Source organism: Streptomyces sp. NPDC102259, assembly GCF_044766465.1.
Taxonomy (GTDB): Bacteria; Actinomycetota; Actinomycetes; order Streptomycetales; family Streptomycetaceae; genus Streptomyces.
Genome location: NZ_JBIWMA010000013.1, coordinates 249,583 through 266,885 on the forward strand (window position 1 = coordinate 249,583; position 17,303 = coordinate 266,885).

Annotated in this window: 13 protein-coding genes; 5 read left to right on the top strand and 8 right to left on the bottom strand. The window is 70.5% G+C overall.

The window, feature by feature from the left end:
- The first annotated feature begins 191 nt into the window (after window positions 1-191).
- Complete coding sequence (locus ACIRPU_RS28035) at window positions 192-1,349, top strand: acyl-CoA dehydrogenase family protein (RefSeq protein WP_403872076.1); 1,158 nt, start codon at window positions 192-194, stop codon at window positions 1,347-1,349.
- A 59-nt stretch (window positions 1,350-1,408) separates the two neighbouring features.
- On the opposite strand, the gene ACIRPU_RS28040 is transcribed toward ACIRPU_RS28035, so the two are convergent.
- Both ACIRPU_RS28040 and ACIRPU_RS28045 read right to left on the bottom strand, forming a co-directional pair.
- On the bottom strand, window positions 1,409-2,713 hold the full coding sequence (locus ACIRPU_RS28040; RefSeq protein WP_403872078.1) for a M48 family metallopeptidase: 1,305 nt from the start codon (window positions 2,711-2,713) through the stop codon (window positions 1,409-1,411).
- A 96-nt stretch (window positions 2,714-2,809) separates the two neighbouring features.
- Window positions 2,810-3,370 (bottom strand): acyl-CoA thioesterase, encoded by a 561-nt coding sequence (locus ACIRPU_RS28045; RefSeq protein WP_355704528.1) that lies wholly within the window; start codon window positions 3,368-3,370, stop codon window positions 2,810-2,812.
- A gap of 120 nt (window positions 3,371-3,490) precedes the next feature.
- Between ACIRPU_RS28045 and ACIRPU_RS28050 the strand changes: the two genes are divergently transcribed.
- Window positions 3,491-4,771: an LCP family protein gene (locus tag ACIRPU_RS28050; protein ID WP_355704529.1), complete on the top strand. Its 1,281-nt coding sequence runs from the start codon at window positions 3,491-3,493 to the stop codon at window positions 4,769-4,771.
- 72 nt (window positions 4,772-4,843) lie between these two features.
- Here the strand turns inward: ACIRPU_RS28050 and ACIRPU_RS28055 are convergent, their stop codons facing one another.
- Both ACIRPU_RS28055 and ACIRPU_RS28060 read right to left on the bottom strand, forming a co-directional pair.
- The gene (locus ACIRPU_RS28055) at window positions 4,844-5,206 is read right to left on the bottom strand and encodes a four-helix bundle copper-binding protein (protein ID WP_355704530.1); all 363 of its coding nucleotides are present in this window, start codon (window positions 5,204-5,206) and stop codon (window positions 4,844-4,846) included.
- 133 nt (window positions 5,207-5,339) lie between these two features.
- Window positions 5,340-6,710 (bottom strand): LCP family protein, encoded by a 1,371-nt coding sequence (locus ACIRPU_RS28060; RefSeq protein ID WP_403872081.1) that lies wholly within the window; start codon window positions 6,708-6,710, stop codon window positions 5,340-5,342.
- Window positions 6,711-6,933: 223 nt separating this feature from the next.
- Here ACIRPU_RS28060 and ACIRPU_RS28065 point away from each other — a divergent pair, with 223 nt between their 5' ends.
- Window positions 6,934-7,977, top strand: coding sequence for a glycosyltransferase family 2 protein (locus ACIRPU_RS28065; protein ID WP_403872083.1), 1,044 nt, complete (start codon window positions 6,934-6,936; stop codon window positions 7,975-7,977).
- A gap of 65 nt (window positions 7,978-8,042) precedes the next feature.
- Here ACIRPU_RS28065 and ACIRPU_RS28070 read toward each other — a convergent pair whose 3' ends face one another.
- From ACIRPU_RS28070 to ACIRPU_RS28085, 4 genes are all read right to left on the bottom strand, one after another.
- A complete protein-coding gene (locus tag ACIRPU_RS28070; RefSeq protein WP_403872140.1) occupies window positions 8,043-9,626 on the bottom strand; it encodes an LCP family protein in 1,584 nt (527 codons plus the stop codon).
- Window positions 9,627-9,758: 132 nt separating this feature from the next.
- Window positions 9,759-11,549: an LCP family protein gene (locus ACIRPU_RS28075; RefSeq protein ID WP_403872085.1), complete on the bottom strand. Its 1,791-nt coding sequence runs from the start codon at window positions 11,547-11,549 to the stop codon at window positions 9,759-9,761.
- Between the two features lie 242 nt (window positions 11,550-11,791).
- Window positions 11,792-13,021: an LCP family protein gene (locus ACIRPU_RS28080; RefSeq protein WP_403872089.1), complete on the bottom strand. Its 1,230-nt coding sequence runs from the start codon at window positions 13,019-13,021 to the stop codon at window positions 11,792-11,794.
- A gap of 274 nt (window positions 13,022-13,295) precedes the next feature.
- Window positions 13,296-14,054 (bottom strand): TIGR03089 family protein, encoded by a 759-nt coding sequence (locus ACIRPU_RS28085; RefSeq protein WP_403872091.1) that lies wholly within the window; start codon window positions 14,052-14,054, stop codon window positions 13,296-13,298.
- Window positions 14,055-14,192: 138 nt separating this feature from the next.
- Here ACIRPU_RS28085 and ACIRPU_RS28090 point away from each other — a divergent pair, with 138 nt between their 5' ends.
- A complete protein-coding gene (locus tag ACIRPU_RS28090; protein WP_403872093.1) occupies window positions 14,193-15,866 on the top strand; it encodes a peptidoglycan recognition protein in 1,674 nt (557 codons plus the stop codon).
- A 231-nt stretch (window positions 15,867-16,097) separates the two neighbouring features.
- Entirely contained in the window at window positions 16,098-17,180 is a 1,083-nt protein-coding gene (locus ACIRPU_RS28095; protein WP_403872095.1) for a sugar phosphate nucleotidyltransferase, read from the top strand.
- The last annotated feature ends 123 nt before the right edge of the window (window positions 17,181-17,303 follow it).

Below are 17,303 nucleotides of genomic sequence, written 5' to 3' on the forward strand. Positions count from 1 at the left end.
CCAGGTGGGGGTGTCGTCGCTGCGCGCCCGAGCATAGTCGGGGCTTGTCGGCTCCCCTCACCGGGCAGTTGTCAGAAGAAGGCCCCCTGTCGCCAAGCTCACGTATCACTCGGGTGGGTGGGCCCCTAAAATTTGAGTTACTTAACGGTAATTAGCGTTGGTGACCGTAGCGTTTTGGAGCGTGAGACACCTTGGCCGGATCGGCTGACTTCGACCTGTACCGCCCGTCCGAGGAGCACGACATGCTCCGGGACGCCATTCGTGCGCTGTCCGAGGCGAAGATCGCGCCGTTCGCCGCCGCGGTGGACGAGGAGGCCCGCTTCCCGCAGGAGGCGCTGGACGCGCTGGTGGCGAGTGATCTGCACGCGGTGCACGTTCCCGAGTCGTACGGCGGCACCGGCGCGGACGCCCTCGCCACGGTGATCGTGATCGAGGAGGTGGCGAGGGTGTGCGTGTCGTCCTCGCTGATCCCGGCGGTGAACAAGTTGGGTTCGCTGCCGGTGATCCTCTCGGGTTCCGAGGATCTGAAGAAGCGGTACCTGACGCCGCTCGCCAAGGGCGACGCGATGTTCTCGTACGCGCTGTCCGAGCCGGACGCGGGTTCGGACGCGGCCGGGATGAAGACCAGGGCGGTCCGTGACGGGGACCACTGGATCCTGAACGGCGTGAAGCGCTGGATCACCAACGCGGGCGTCTCGGAGTACTACACGGTGATGGCGGTGACGGACCCGACGAAGCGCTCGAAGGGCATCTCGGCGTTCGTCGTGGAGAAGTCCGACGAGGGTGTCTCCTTCGGCGCCCCGGAGAAGAAGCTCGGCATCAAGGGCTCCCCGACCCGCGAGGTCTACTTCGACAACGTCCGCATCCCGGCCGACCGCATGATCGGCGAGGAGGGCACGGGCTTCTTGACCGCGATGAAGACCCTGGACCACACCCGCATCACGATCGCCGCGCAGGCGCTGGGCGTCGCCCAGGGCGCCTTCGACTACGCCAAGGGCTACGTCCAGGAGCGCAAGCAGTTCGGCAAGGCGATCGCCGACTTCCAGGGCATCCAGTTCATGCTCGCCGACATGGCCATGAAGATCGAGGCGGCCCGTCAGCTGACGTACGCGGCGGCGGCCAAGTCCGAGCGGCTGGACGCCGACCTCACCTTCCAGGGCGCGGCCGCCAAGTGCTTCGCCTCGGACGTGGCGATGGAGGTCACCACGGACGCGGTGCAGCTCCTGGGCGGTTACGGCTACACCCGGGACTACCCGGTGGAGCGGATGATGCGCGACGCCAAGATCACCCAGATTTATGAGGGCACGAACCAGGTCCAGCGCATCGTGATGGCGAGGAACCTGCCGTAGGCGGTCGCCGAGCCGACGCTCGAAGGGCGCCCGGGGGAACCGGGCGCCCTTCGCTGCTCTCAGCCCTCGAAGGACGGCCCGTCCCGGATGATCCGGCGCCCCACCAGCCGACGGGCCCCGGCCAGCTCCGCGGCGATGCGGTCGGCCCGGTCGGCCTCCACGACCACGGCCGCCGGCAGCGTTTCGCGGGCGAGCAGGCCGGCGCGCCTGAGATGGGTCGGCGGGTGCGTCGCGTCCACGCTGTGGCCGCGCAGGGCGGCCACCCGGCGCTGCCGTTCGTACTCGGAGTCCGGGACGGACGCCATGTGCGCGGTCAGCCGTTTCCACAGCTCGTCGGCCCGGTCCTCGGCGCCGCGGTAGCCGCTCGGGCCGGTCAGCGCGGCCCGGTTCGCCTCCCGGACCAGGACGCCCTCGGCCGAGTCGGTGACCAGCATGCGGTCCGTGAGTCCCACGGCGGCCTCGGTCGAGCCGACGTGGGCGGACATCCGGTCGGCGAGGTACTCGGCGCGCTGGGCCGCGCGCAGCGTCAGCCGGTCGAGCAGGAGCAGCACACCGGTCACGAGCCAGTAGGGGCCGAGGAGGAGCAGGCTGGAAAGCAGCTGCAGGGCCGCGTCGGCGGGATCGGGATCTTCGTCGGGCGCGAAGCAGTACGCCCAGGTGATCAGCGACGCGTAGGCGCTCCCCAGGACCGTGTGATGGCGGACGTCGCCGTGGCTGTAGTGGCCGAGTTCGTGACCCAGGAGAGCGACGCGCTGCTGGGGGGTGAGGATCTCCCAGTAGGGCATCCCCATCATCAGCATCCTGCGTCCGCGCACTCCGTACGTCTGGACGCTCGCGTTGAGCAGGTCGTCGATCACGACGGCGTCCACGCCCCGGGTGCCGGCCGCCGCGGCCACCTCGTCGATCAGCGCGAACAGGGCGGGGGCGTCGGCGCGGTACAGCACCGGCGCGTTGTCGGGGAGCTTGGCCGGCCGGGGCCTGAGGATCCAGGCGAGCAGCGACAGGAGCAGGCCGGGCAGCATCAGCCAACCGCCCCATCCGTGGACGAGGCACCAGATTCCGCCGGCCGCCACCACCGCCGTCAGGCCGTGCACGGCCAGCGCGATCACGAGGGCGAGGAGCGCCGAGGCGTCCCGGCGGGCACGCAGGTCCTCGCCGGAGACGACGTCGGCGTGCAGTTTCTCACCGTGCCGACGGGCCAGCTCGCGCCGCATCCGTTCGAGCCGTCGCGGTTCCTTCCGCGGTCCCGCCGGGTCGACGTTCCAGTCGCAGGCCGCGCACCAGACGGTGAACCGCTCGTCCCCGCCGATCCCGGCCCCGCACCGCGGGCACGGCCGGGTCGTCTTCTGTGTACCGACGCTCATCGGCGCGGACTCCCTCCCCCACGGCCCCTCCCCAGAGGCCGTCTGTACATGACAGCGGAAGCTGATCATGTCGGGGCGTTCGGGTAAAGCGCCTGCTCAGTCCTCGAGTCCCTCCGCGATGCGGCGCTCGCGCAGTTCCCTGATCGCCCGGCGTCGGGCCAGCCGGTGGGTGCGGCGGATCTGGGCCTCCTCGTACCGCCGCTTGTCGCGTTCCGTCTCCGGGACGACCGGGGGGACGGCGCGCGGCTTGCCGTCGGCGTCGACGGCGGCGAAGACCAGATAGGCCGAGCCGACCTGGGTGGGCGGGGTGGACTCGTTCCAGCGCTCGGCGAGGACCCGGACGCCGACCTCCATCGACGTCCGGCCGGTCCAGTTGACCTGGGCCTTCACATGGACGAGGTCGCCGACGCGGACCGGCTCCAGGAACACCATCTCGTCCATGGACGCGGTGACGGCGGGCCCGCCGGAGTGCCGTCCGGCCACCGCGCCCGCCGCGTCGTCCACCAGTTTCATGATCACACCGCCGTGCACCGTGCCCAGCAGGTTGGTGTCGTTGTGGGTCATGATGTGGCTGAGGGTGGTGCGGGACGCGGATGTGGGCTTGCCCGGGATGTCCGGGGTGCTGCCCGAGTCTGCCGCGGTGACCTGGTCTGTCATGTCCTCCACCTTATGCCGAGGGGGACAACCCGGGACTTTGTGTCAGCTTGGCAACAGCGGGGCCCTGATTCTCCGACGGCCCTTGTAAGGCACACAGCACTGCCCTGCACACTGGTCCGCATGAACGATTGGCCCGAGGGGCGGTCCGACAGTGACCGCGGCAACCGGTACGGCGGCGGCAGCGCGAACGCGCAGCCCGAGAGCCCGCGTGTCATGCGGCAGGTCCGCCGCGGCCCGGCCGCGCCGCCGCAGGGCGCCGGGGTCCCGCCGCAGCCGTCGTACGTCAACGGTCAGGGATACGGCGACTACACGAACGCCCAGAACACCGGCTACGACAGCGGCTACAGCTCGGGCCAGGTCTACGGGGGCGGCGACGACTCCGGCGGGCCGGGGGGCTACGACACCCGCGCCCCGCGTCCCGCGCCGAACTGGCGCCGCCGCATCAAGTGGACGGCGATCACCGTCCTGACGGTGCTGGTCGTGACGTCGGTGGGCACGTACTTCTGGGCCGACGGCAAGCTGAACCGCGAGGTCGACCTGTCGAAGGTCATCGACCGGCCCGAGGCGGGCGAGGGCACGAACTACCTGATCGTCGGCTCCGACAGCCGTGAGGGCATGTCCGCCGAGGAGAAGAAGGAACTGCACACCGGTTCCGCCGAGGGCAAGCGCACGGACTCGATGATGATCCTGCACACCGGCTCCAACGGCGACACGCTGATCTCGCTGCCGCGCGACTCCGACGTGGAGGTCCCGTCCTTCGTGGGCTCCGAGTCCGGCAAGACCTACAAGGGCACCGGCCGGCACGTGAAGCTCAACGCGGCGTACGCCGAGGACGGGCCGGAGCTGCTGGTGCGCACGGTCGAGTTCAACACCGGCCTGCGCATCGACCACTACGTGGAGATCGGCTTCGCCGGCTTCGCGAACATCGTGGACTCGGTCGGCGGCGTCGAGATCGACATCCCGCAGGACATCAAGGACACCAAGTCGGGCGCCGACTTCAAGAAGGGCAAGCAGACCCTGAACGGCGAGGAGGCCCTCGCGTTCGTCCGCACCCGGTACGCGCTCGCGGGCTCCGACCTGGACCGTACGAAGAACCAGCAGAAGTTCCTCGCGGCCCTGGCCAACCAGGTGGCCACCCCGGGCACGGTCCTCAACCCCTTCAAGCTCTACCCGACCATGAGCGCGGGCCTGGACACCCTGATCGTCGACAAGGACATGGGCCTGTACGACCTGGGGTCGATGTTCTTCGCGATGAAGGGCGTCAACAGCGGCGACGGCAAGTCGATGAACATGCCGATCTCCGGTTCCAGCGGCAGCAACCTCGTCTGGGACAAGGCGAAGGTGAAGACGCTGGTCAGCCAGCTGAAGAACGACGAGAAGGTCACCGTCTCGGGCAACTGAGCCGGCCGGCGGCACGGCCGCGTCAGCCAGGGGCACCCGTACAGGGTGCCCCTGAGCTCGTTCGGGCGGCGGTCACATGGTGGCGCCCGCCATCGTGCGGCACATCTCGGCGCAGCGACGACAGGACTCGGCGCAGCGCATCATCTGCGGATCGTCCGGCATGGCCATACACGCCTCGGCGCACATGTCGCAGGCCTTGGCGCACATGGCGCACATCTCGGCCGACATGGGCGAGCGCCGCATCATCATGTCGGCGCACATGCGGGTCGTCTCGGAGCAGTCCATGAGCGCGCGCATGATCTGCATCTGGGCCTGGCCGCCCATCTGCATGCAGGAGCTCATGGTCTCCTCGCACACGCTGTGGCAGGCCATGCACGCCTCGACGCAGTCCTGCATCTCCTTGCTCATGGCGGTCATCGTTCCGGGCTGGGTCATGGCTCCTCCTGGAGGGTGAGGGGGCCCCGGGCGGGCCCCGTGCGTGCCCTTCCGTCGTACGCCTCCCACGTGCCCCGCGCCATCGGGCGGACGGCTCCGTTCCGTACGTTTCGCACCAGAAACGCACATCCGCCTAGGAACAGCCCACCTCGTCCCCCCGCACCACGCCGAACTCCCCTTGCTCCACCTGCGCCGCCCGCACCTTGCGGACCTCGTGGAAGTCCGTCCCCGCGATGACCTTCAGCGTCGCTCCGAGGCCCTTCACGGCCCGCAGTTCACTGCCCGGCAGCGCCGTCGCGAGGGACTTCGCGGAACGGTCCCAGCGCGGGTCGTAGGCGACGACCGTGCGTCGGGTCGAGGGGGCGGCCGCGCTGACCGGCTGCCGGGTCGTACGGAAGCCCGTCGCCGCCAGCGCCGCGTCCACCCGCTTGCCGAGCCCCGCCGTGCGGGTGCCGTTCTCGACCTGGACGCGGATCTGCTGCGGGGCCACGTCCACGCGCGTGGCCTTGTCGCCGCGCGGCCGGGCTCCCGCGGCGGCGAGGGGCTCGTCGTCGCGCAGGGCCCGGAAGAGGCGCTGCGCCTTCTCCTGGTCCCACTTCAGCGTCGAGCCGAGTCCTTTCACGAAGTATCCCAGCCGGCCGATGGGGACGGTCGTGAACTCGGAGGAGGAAGGGGAGAAGGTGCGCATCGCCCGGCCGAGGTCGAGGAGCTCGTCCGTGCCGAAGCCCCGGTCGGCCCGTACGGAGCCGAGCACCGCCCGTGTCACGTCCCGGAACTTCAGCGGGTTCAGCAGCACCCCGGAGGAGGTGGCCCGGTCCACCAGGGCCGCCAGGAAGCGCTGCTGGCGCTTCATCCTGCCCAGGTCGGAGGAGGCGTCCGTGTGCCGCGAGCGGACGTACTGGAGGGCCTGGCCGCCCTTGAGCGTGTGTGCGCCCGGCGCCAGGTCCAGACCCGTGTAGGTGTCCTTCAGGGGCTCCGCCGTGCAGATCCGCACGCCGTCCAGGACGTCCACCGTCTTCATGAAGCTGGTGAAGTCGACCTCCAGGTAGTGGTCGATCTTCACGTGGGTCATGTTCTCGACCGTGCGGACGGTGAGCTGCGGCCCGCCCTCCGCGTACGCCGAGTTGATCTTGATCGGGTGGCCGCTGTGCTCCTTGCCGGTGACCTGGTCGGTGTGCGGCGGAGTCTCGGCGTAGGAGTCGCGCGGGATGCTGACGACGCTGGCCCGCTCACGGTCGTCCGAGATGTGCACGATCATGATCGTGTCGGTGCAGTGACAGGGGGTCCCGCCCAGGCGGTAGCGGCGGCGCTCCGTCTCCGTGATGTCGTCGCGGCCGTCGGTGCCGACCAGCAGGACGTTCATGCCGTGGCCGGCTCGCGGACGGTTCTTCATGTCCTTGAAGGGATCGACCCGGGTGATGCCCGCGTCGAGGCCGGCGACCACCGAGTGACCGATCCCGGCGGCGGCGAGCAGCACCACCGAGAGCGTGGTCGTCGCCCGCATGGCCCAGCGGGGGCGCCCGCGTCGGACGGGACGGCGGGATGGACGACGCGGCGGGCGGGGGCGACGCGGGGACCGGGACGGTGTGGGGGGCATGGGGCACCTCCGGGCGGCGGCCGTGGGCGGTGGTGGCCGTTGGAACGGTAGGCCCATACGATCTGCCGACCGGTGCAGCGCACCCGGCGGGGCGGGCCCTGTCCCCCGTTCGCGGTAACGTGAGCCCCCTATGAACGCCAAGCCCGACGTGCGGCTCCCCGCAGTGTCCGTCATCATGCCCGTCCTCGACGAGGAGCGGCATCTGCGCGGAGCCGTCCAAGCGATCCTCGCGCAGGAGTACGACGGCGAGATGGAGGTCGTGATCGCCATCGGTCCGTCCAAGGACCGTACGGAAGAGATCGCGGCCGAGCTCGTCGCCGAGACGGCCTCCCAGAGCAAGCGCGTACAGACGGTCCCCAATCCCACCGGGCGTACCCCCGCCGCGCTCAACGCCGCGATCAAGGCATCCCGCCATCCGATCGTCGTCCGCGTCGACGGGCACGGCATGCTCTCCCCGAACTACATCGCGACCGCCGTACGGCTCCTGGAGGAGACCGGCGCGCAGAACGTCGGCGGGATCATGCACGCCGAGGGCGAGAACGACTGGGAGCACGCGGTGGCCGCGGCCATGACCTCGAAGATCGGGGTCGGCAACGCCGCCTTCCACACGGGAGGGCAGGCCGGCCCCGCGGAGACCGTGTACCTCGGCGTCTTCCGGCGCGCGGCGCTGGAGCAACAGGGCGGCTACAACGAGGAGTTCATCCGCGCCCAGGACTGGGAGCTGAACTTCCGGATCAGGGAGGCCGGCGGGCTCATCTGGTTCTCGCCCGAGCTCAAGGTGTCGTACCGGCCGCGGCCCAGCGTCAAGGCGCTCGCCAAGCAGTACAAGGACTACGGCCGTTGGCGGCACGTCGTCGCCCGCTATCACGAGGGCTCCATCAACCTGCGCTACCTCGCGCCGCCCACCGCGGTGTGCGCGATAGCCGCCGGGATCGTCGTGGGCGCCGCGCTCACCCCGCTGGGCTTCCTGATCCCGGGCGGCTACCTCGCGGCGATCGCCGCCGGGTCGCTGCCGGCCGGCAAGGGGCTGCCGCTGAAGGCACGGCTCCAGATCCCCGTGGCCCTCGCCACCATGCACATGTCGTGGGGCTTCGGCTTCCTGACCAGTCCGAAGGCGCTGGCCCGGAAGGTCATCGCGTCGCGGCGCCCCGCGGTCCTCACCGACGCGCGCTGAGCCGGGCGAGGGCGCGCTCACGGAACGACTCCGGAGCGCGCCCTCGACGCACCCGTGGACCCGGGCTACCAGGTGTAGTTCGGGTCCACGTGCATGCACTGGCTGGTGTCGGACGCGTTGATCGCCCCGGCCGTGTCCGGCGTCGTGTCGTCCTTCACCGGCGCCTTGTACGCCGTCCCCGACCGCCAGTCCGCGCCCACGACCACGGTGACCCCGGAGACCTCGTCGGACTTCTTCACCTGACCCGTCGGGATGCCGAGGGCCTTGGCGACCGCCTCGGCGTCGCCCTCCAGATCGGCGCTCGGGTAGCGGACCACCGTGGCCGCCACGGCCGTGGCCCTGGAGGTGTCCGCGACGGCCTCGCCGAAGCCCTTGCCCGTCAGCAGCTCCTTCACCGCCGTCGCCCGCCCGCGGACCGCCGCCAGCGTGCTCGTGGACGTCCCGTTCTGCACCTGCACCGCGATGTCGCCGGCCGCCGCGGCCGGGTCCGTGACCGTCGGCGACGGACTCGCGGTGACCTTCTTCGCGTCCTTGCCGTCCAGGGCGATGTCGTCGCGCACCAGACGGAACAGCTGCTTGGCGTCGTCCGTGGGCACCACCCGGCTGCCCTGGTACCGGTTCGGCATCGTCGTCATCGTGATGCGCTCGGTGGGCACCTTCTGCAACTCGCCCGCCAGGTCGTACATCTTCGTGATGGTGTCGAGGCCGTCGTCGACGGTGATCGCCTTCGTGGCCGCCTCGGCGAGCTTGCGCAGCTTGTTGGGGTTGGTCAGCTTGGCGTTGGCGCGCAGCTCGCGGACCATCGAGTTCATGTACATGTGCTGCGCCTTGGCGCGGGCCAGATCGGTGTCGTCCTCGAAGCCGTAACGGGTGCGCAGCCACTGGAGGGCCTGCTTGCCCTTGACGGCGTGCGTGCCCTCCTCCAGCTTCAGACCGGAGCCCTTGCCGGTGCTGGTGTGCGAGTAGACGTTGGCGTCCACGCAGACCGGGACGCCACCGATCGCGTCCGCCATCGACACCACACCGGAGAAGTCGATCATCATGAAGTGGTCGATGTGGATGTCGGTGAGCTTCTCCCAGGTGGCCACCGTGCAGCCCGGGCCGCCGCGACCGAGCGACACGTTCGTCATCTCGTCGGTCAGCGCCCCGTACGTGGTCCCGTCGTCGGGGTCCGTGCACTTGGGGATGTCCAGCAGCGTGTCGCGCGGCATGCTCACCACCGACATGTTGCTGCGGTCCGCCGATATGTGCAGCAGCATCTGGACGTCCGCGAGCGGGGGACCGTCGAAGGTGTCCTTGGCGCCGCCGAGCTTCTGGTTCTCCGCGGTGTCACGGGCGTCCGAGCCGATCAGCAGGACGTTCAGCGCCGTCTGTCCGGCCGAGTTGGCCTCCGTGTCGGCCGCCCGGTCCTTGGCGTCGCCGATGTTCAGGTCGTCGCTCTTGATGTTCGCGTTGAGATGTTCGTAGTAGAGGTATCCGGCCCCCGCGCCGCCGAGTATGACCACCGCGAGCACCGTCGCCGACCAGCGCAACGCGCGTCGACGTCGGCGTCTGCGATCCGTGTTCCGGCTCGCGCCGCGGCCGCCGCCGGCTCTGTCACCCCCCTCGGACGCGGTCTCGTCCTGTTGTTCCCGCGCCGCCGGGGACACCGTGTCCTCGACCGCGGGAACCTCCCTCCGCACCCCACTGCTCCCCGCCAATTCCCCTGCCCCTCCCCGCCGTGCGCCTGACACGGGCCCGTCCCGCGTCAAGTCAGACGCACGACGGGCCCGAAGGGTTACCTACTTGGCGCACTCGACCTTGTCCGCCGTGGACTTCTGGACCGTGTCCGGCACGGTGGTCGGAGCTGTGAGCGAGACGCCCGCGCCCTTGAAGTCCTTGCCCAGCGTCAGCGTCATCGTCGGCAGACCCTGGGAGTTCTCGACACTCTCGCCCGGCTTCAGCGCGGTACCGGGCAGCCCCATGATGGCGGCGAGCTTGCGTGCCTGGTCGGCCTGGTCGGGCGCGTACTCGAGCGTCGTCTTGCTCAGTTCCGCGGGCGCGTTGCCCGCGTTCTCGGACTTCGTCACGCCCTCATCATTCTGCAGCCAGTTAAGAGTTTCCTGTGCGCTGCCGGCCGGAGCGCCGCCGTTCATGACCTGCACCCGCACCGCGGAGGCGGCGGACTGGGTGCCCTTGAGGCGGGCCGCCGCGGCCGCGGAAGCCGCGTTCTTCGAGGCCGCCGCCTGTTCCTTCACCTCGGTGAAGGAGACGTCGTCCTTGATCATCTGGAAGACGGTGGGCGCCGTCGAGGTGTTCACGACGACCGTGGCCGCGACCTTCTCGGCCGGGTTGTCGACCACCGGCACGGTGGTGAAGGTCAGGTTCTTCACGTTGAGCTTGCCCAGCTCCAGACCCAGGTCCTTCAGCTTGTCGATGGTGTCCAGCTGGGAGTCGACGGTCAGCGCCTTGGTGCCCGCCTCCGCCAGCTTGATCATCTTGGTCGGGCTGCTGAGCGTGTCGTTCGACTTCAGCTTGCGCATCAGCGCACTGAGGAACTGCTGCTGGAGCTCGATCCGGCTCAGGTCGCCGCCGAAGCCGACGGAGTGCCGGGTGCGCACGAAGGCCAGCGCCTCCTCGCCCTCGATGGTGTGGGTGCCCTTCGACAGCTTCAGATGCGAGTCCTCGTCGTCGATGTCCTTCGCCAGGCACACCTCGACGCCGCCGACCGCCGTGGTCAGCGTCTTGACCGCGTTGAAGTCGGCCACCATGAAGTTGTCCGCCTGGATCCCGGTCAGCTCGGTGACCGTGCGCACGGTGCAGCTCGGCGTGCGGTCGTCCTGCCCGAGACTGGTGTTGAAGCGGACGTTGTCCGTGCCCTTGATGACCTTGGTGGAGCCGTCCTCCTGCTTGGTCTCGCAGTCCGGGACGTCCACGATCAGGTCGCGGGGGATGCTGAGCGCGGTCGCGTTCGTCCGGTCCTTGGAGACGTGCAGCAGGATCGTGGTGTCCGCGTGACCCACGCTGCCGGAGTCGCCGTAGCCCTCGTTGCCCGAACCGGTGCGCTTGTCGGTGCCGATCACCAGCAGGTTGATCGCCTTGTCCTTGCTGAACCCACCGGTGCTCGCGCCGTCGTCGGAGACGGACGTGATGTTGTCGTTGAGGTGCTCCAGATAGAGGTAGGCCGCACCGGCCGTACCCACCAGGACGAAGGCCATGATCCCGCCGGTCCACAGCAGTATCTTCTTCGCCTTCGACTTCTTCTTCACCGGCCGGCGGCCACGCCGGTTCGCCGCGGGATCCTCCGGCGGCGTGCCCCGGCGACGGCGCGGCGAAGGCACCTCCGGGTCCGGCGCCTTCTCGGGCGACGACGACGGCGCCCCTCGGCCCTGCGCCGCCTTACGGCCGCGCGCCGAGTCTCCTTTGCCCTCGCCTCCGCCGGTCCGACCGGAGTCGGATCTGCGAGGCCCGGGCACCGCCGATTGCGGTGCGGAAGGAGTCAGTCGCAGTTCGTATTCGCCGGTGTTCGGATTGAGCACCCACTGGTCTGCGGGGTCGATGTTGTCCGCCCGCCCACGGCCTTGCGCGTCCACGGTTGTCTGAATCCTCCGTCGGGGCCACGCGGCGCCTTTCCCCCTCCAGGCGCTCGGGTCTCGGTCACTCGGTGCGCGACCCCAGGAAGGACCTCGTGGCCGGGGGCACCGGATCGCTCACACTATCCGCCCGATTCGGCGGCGAGCGACGGCCGTGACAAATTCCACGCCCCTACAAGCGGGCAATCCGCCCTATTTCTTTGAACTTGTGTTCGCCGTAAGGGGTCGGCTTGGCAAGCGCTTTACCCGCAGCCGTCCTCGGCTGCCGTGTTCCCGCGGAACGTGGGAGCCGGCGGAGTGGGTGAAACCGCCCCGGAAGCCGCAGGTCCCGCCACCCCGAACCCGGACGGACCGTGGTCGCCCGACTCCGCAGGGGCGGAGTTCGTGGGAATTTCCTGAGAAACCACCACCGGCGCGTCCGTCCGCAGTCGTTCGAAGAGTTTCTCCGCCTCCGGCTCCACAAGTTGGTCGCGATTGGCGTTGTAGACGTACGACTCCCGTGGAACGGTCAGGAATTGCACATGTTCGGTGGGAATGTCCCGAAGGCCGCGCACGAGTTCGTACAGTCCGCGCAGACTCGCCAGATCCGGGTCGGTGGTGAGCGAGGACGTGGCCGCGTCCAGCAGCGGATACAGCTTCACCGGGTTCAGCAGGACGTCATTGCTCTGCACCTTGTTGACGAGCGCCCCGAGGAACCGCTGCTGCCGGTCCATCCGGTCGGTGTCACTGCCGTTCCCGAGGGACTTGCGGGCCCGCACGTACCCGAGCGCCTGCTCCCCGTCGAGCGTGACCCTCCCGGCGGGCAGCCGCAGCTTGGCGGCCTTGTCGTCGATCGGCTCCTTGAGGCACACCTCGACCCCGTCCACGGCGTCGACCATGTCCTTGAACCCACTGAAGTCGACGACCATGTGATGGTCGATGCGCACACCCGTCAGCTTCTCCACCGTCCGGATCGTGCAGGCCGAACCCCCGGTCTGGAAGGCGTAGTTGAACATCGCGAACATCGGCTCGGTCCGCTTCCCGTCCGGCCGCAGACAGCCCGGCACGTCCACCATCAGATCGCGCGGGAGCGAGACGGCGGTGGCGCTGCGCCGCCCGGCCGCCAGATGCAGCAGGATCGTCGTGTCCGACCGCTCGGTCCCGGAGTCCCGCCCGTACTTCCGGTTCTCGTCCCCCGACCGCGAATCGGACCCTATGAGCAGGATGTTCTGCGCGTCCTTCACCAACGAGGTCGGCCGCTCCCTCGCATACCGTTCCAGCTCCGCCGCGGCGGCGTCGTCGGGCGTGATGTTCCCGTCCAGCTTCGCGTAGACGACCCACCCCGCGACCCCGATCCCCAGCGCGACCACCCCCACCACCGCCGCCCCGTACCGCACCCACCGCCGCCGGCGCCGCCGTATGAGCCCCCGCCCGTCGGCGGACGCCCCCACCCCCGGCCCCAGGGGCCCACCGGAACCCGCCGCTTGCTTCACGTCCGATCCACCCCTCCCGCCTCCGGGCCGGCTTCGGCCGTACGAGCGTGTAGAGCTGCCCTTACGACGATGCCGCGAAGCAGGCCCCGAGGCGGGGCGGGGATGGGCCGAACGGGTGAGGCGGCGGGGGATACGCAAGCGGGGGTTCGGACATCCAGCCCGTCCGGCGTTCGAGACGAGGCCCCATCAGGGCCGAAGCGGGGGCCCGGGGGAGGCAGCCCCTGGCGAGGCCGACACCGACGCCCGTACCGACCCTCCCGCTCGCCCGGAGGGGCTACCGCGCGGTCGCGGTCACCCGCTCACTCTCGACCCGCTTGGCCACCGCCTCCTCGCCGGCCTCCGCCAGGTTCCGGCAGAGCACCACGGACCCCCCGCTCGCCAGCGGCGCGTACAGCCCGGCGCTGAGCCCCTCCCACGTGTCGTAGGCCAGCCCCGACAGCAGCCGGGAACCGGGCCCCGTCAGTCCCAGCCCCGCCGCCTCCGCCCGCGCCCGCTCCACGACCTCGGCCCCGGTGTACTCGGCCCCGGCCACGATCAGCGCGGGCTCCTCGGGGTCGACGGGAACGTACGGCACGAAACGGTCCCCGAAGGTCGGGACGTTCACGGCGTAGTCGTCATACCCCTCGGGCGGGCCCGGCACGAACCGTCGCCCGAGCGGCGCCAGCGACAGCGCGTACCGCTCGCCCCGGCACGCCAGCCCCGCCTCGAACGACCCGGGCCCGGCGACGACGAAGTCCGCCCGCGCCGGGTCCCCGGCCACGTCCGCGACGACGCCCACCGACGAACACGCCAGCAGCCAGACCGCCGTCTGCCAGTGCGCGGGCAGCAGCAGCGCGACCCGGTCGCCGGGCTCGGCGGACAGCCCGTCCTGGAGCAGGTTGGCGGTTTTGGCCACCCAGTTGGCGAAGGTGGCCACGGACAATTCGACCCGCTCGCCCGTGGCGTCGTCGTAGAAGGTCACCAAGGGGCGTGCGGGGTCCGCGGCCAGCGCGGAACGCAGCAGGTCGGCCGGGGTGCGATCGGTGGCAGTCACCCGCGCAAGCGTACGCGCCGCACGCGGCGCCGTACCGGTCGCCGGACCTTCCCGGAGCCACCGGTTCGGCGGAACGCGCCCGACGGCCCGTCAATTCCCCGATGGCAGAAATGTATGGATATGTTCAGGATCGTTGGCATGCGCGGATTGCTTGCTACCTCGATCGGTGTCACCTGCGCGGCGGCACTCGCCCTCCCGCTGACGCCGCCCGCCAACGCGGCGACGGCGCGACCGGCGTCGGCCGCGGAGACCGCGGCCACCGGGACGGCCAGGGCCACGAGCCCCGACACCCCCGTCACCTCATCCCTATCCCTCCCCGACCGACCGACTCACCCAGGTCTTCCAGGTCTTCCCGATCTGCCCGACCTGCCCGCTCTTCCCGACCTCCCGGGCAGCACCCAGTCGCTGCCCCTCACCGCTCTCACCCGCGACCGGGCCCTGGGTGGCGCCGCCACCGACCAGGGGCTGCTCCGCCGGGACGTACGCCAGTTCTCCCTCCTCGGCGTCATCTGGGACGACCCGGCCGCCGAACTCCACGGCCGCGTCCAGGTCCGTACCCGCACGTCCGGCACCGGCACCTGGTCCGGCTGGCAGGACGTCGAGACCCACAACGCCGACCACGGCGCCGACCCCGGCACCCCCGAGAGCGCCTCGGGCCGGGTCCGCGGCGCCACGGCCCCGCTGTGGGTCGGTGACTCCGACGGCGTCGAGATCCGGGTCCATCCGGACACCGAACGCCGTGCGGAAGAGACGTCCCGGGACACCGGCACCCTCTCGACCGCCGCCCTGCTCCCCTCCGGCCTGCGCCTGGAACTGGTCGACCCGGGCACGGCGCCCCCCGAGCACGCCCCCGCCGGCCCCCCGCGCAGCCGGACACCGGCCACCGGGTCCGACCCGGCGGAGGCCCCGGAGGCCGACTCGGTTGAGGAGGCCGGCTCGGCTGAGGAGGCTGAAGGGGCGGAGGAGGCCGAGGAGGCCGAGGAGGCGGAGGAGGCGGAGGAGGCCGAGGGAGCCGATGGGGCCGAGCCCGCGGGCATGACCGCCATGACGGCCATGACCGCCGAAGTGGCCGCGGCCTCCGCCGCCAACGCCCCCCTCGCCCCGCTGGGCGCCACGGAGATCCCCGCCCTGGACCGGTTGGGCACCGAACGCGAACTCCTCGCCCTGCGCGGGGCGGAGTTGACGTCGGCCCAGCGGGCGAAGCCGTACATCGGCCCGCGGCCGAGCATCGTCACGCGTCGCGGCTGGGGCGCCGACGAGAAGCTGCGCGAGAGCGGCTTCCGCTACACGACGAAGGTCAAGGCCGCGTTCGTGCACCACACGGCGTCGGGCAACAGCTACAAGTGCTCACAGGCCCCGTCCGTCATCCGTGGTATCTACCGCTACCACGTGAAGAGCATGGGCTGGCGCGACATCGGCTACAACTTCCTCGTCGACAAGTGCGGGAAGATCTACGAGGGTCGCGCCGGGGGAGTGGCGAAGCCGGTCCTCGGCGCCCACACCCTCGGTTTCAACAACAACAGCATGGGGATCGCCGTCCTCGGCACGTTCACCTCCGCCAAGCCGACCACCGCCACGGTCGACGCCGTCGCGCGTCTGACGGCATGGAAGCTCGGCCTCTTCGGGGCGAATCCGAAAGGAAAGACATACCTGAAGTCCGGAGGTGGCAATCTCTACGGAAAAGGAAAGAACGTACGACTGAATGTGATCTCGGGTCACCGGGACGGGTTCGCCACGGAATGCCCGGGCAGGCAGCTCTACGGCAAGCTCGGCTCGGCCCGCTCGACCGCGGCGCGCTTCCAGGGGCGCTGAGGGGAGCGATCAGTTCGGGAGCCCCGGGGCCTGGGGAGGCCCCGGAGGCCGCACGCCCCCGGACGGCCGGAGCGCTATTTCAGATGGGGGCACATTCAGCAGCCGTCGGGGGGACAGTCTCCTGGGACTGGGACGGAACACCAACGGCCTGGAAGTCGCCACACAACGGTCTGCATACACTGGCCGGTCGAATGACAGTTCGGCCGGTCCCGGCAGGAAGCAGAGACGACGGTGACAGAAGCGATCCTCCTGGTCGGCGGCAAGGGAACCCGGTTGCGGCCTCTCACGGTGCACACGCCCAAACCCATGGTCAGGGCGGCGGGGGTGCCGTTCCTCACGCATCAACTGGCGCGGGCGAGAGCGGCGGGCGTGGACCACATAGTCCTGGCGACGAGCTATCTGGCGGAGGTCTTCGAACCGTACTTCGGCGACGGCTCGGCACTGGGCCTGCACATCGAGTACGTGACCGAGGACGAGCCCCTGGGCACGGGCGGCGCGATCCGCAACGTCGCGTCCCGTCTGCACTCGGGTCCCGACGAGCCGGTTCTGATCTTCAACGGCGACATCCTCACCGGCCTGGACATCAGAAGGCTGGTGGCCACCCACGAGGCGACGGCGGCGGACGTCTCCCTGCACCTGACGAAGGTGACGGACCCGAGGGCCTACGGCCTGGTCCCCACCGACGGGACGGGCAAAGTCCTGGCCTTCCTGGAGAAGCCGCAGACCCCCGAGGAGATCGTCACCGACCAGATCAACGCGGGGGCGTACGTCTTCCGCCGCTCGGTCATCGACACGATCCCGCAGGGCCGCCCGGTGTCCGTGGAGCGGGAGACGTTCCCCGATCTCCTCGCGGCCGGAGCCCACCTGCAGGGCATGGTCGACTCGACGTACTGGCTGGACCTGGGCACCCCGGCGGCCTTCGTGCGGGGCTCGGCGGACCTGGTCCTCGGCCGGGCCCCGTCCCCCGCGGTCCCCGGCCGCTGCGGCGACCGGCTGGTCCTCCCGACGGCCAGGGTCGCCCCCGACGCCAAGCTGACGGGCGGCACGGTGGTGGGCGAGGGCGCGTTCGTGGCGGAGGGCGCGAGGGTCTTCGGCTCGACGATCCTCCCCGGCGCCGTCATCGAACCGGGCGCCGTCATCACCGACTCCCTCATCGGCACCCGGGCCCGGGTGGGCGAACGCTCCGTGCTCACGGGCACGGTCATCGGCGACGGCGCGATCGTCGGCCCCGACAACGAACTGCGCGACGGCGCGCGGGTGTGGTGCGACGCGAGAATCCCGGCGGGCGCGGTCCGCTTCTCGTCGGACCAGTAGCCTCCAGTGGCCTTCCAGCCCGTCCGGCGATTGAGGACGAGGCCGTCCAGGCCGACACGGGGGTCCAGGGGGCGGAGCCCCTTGGCGGGGCCGAAGGGGCAGCGCCCCTGGTGAGGATGGGAA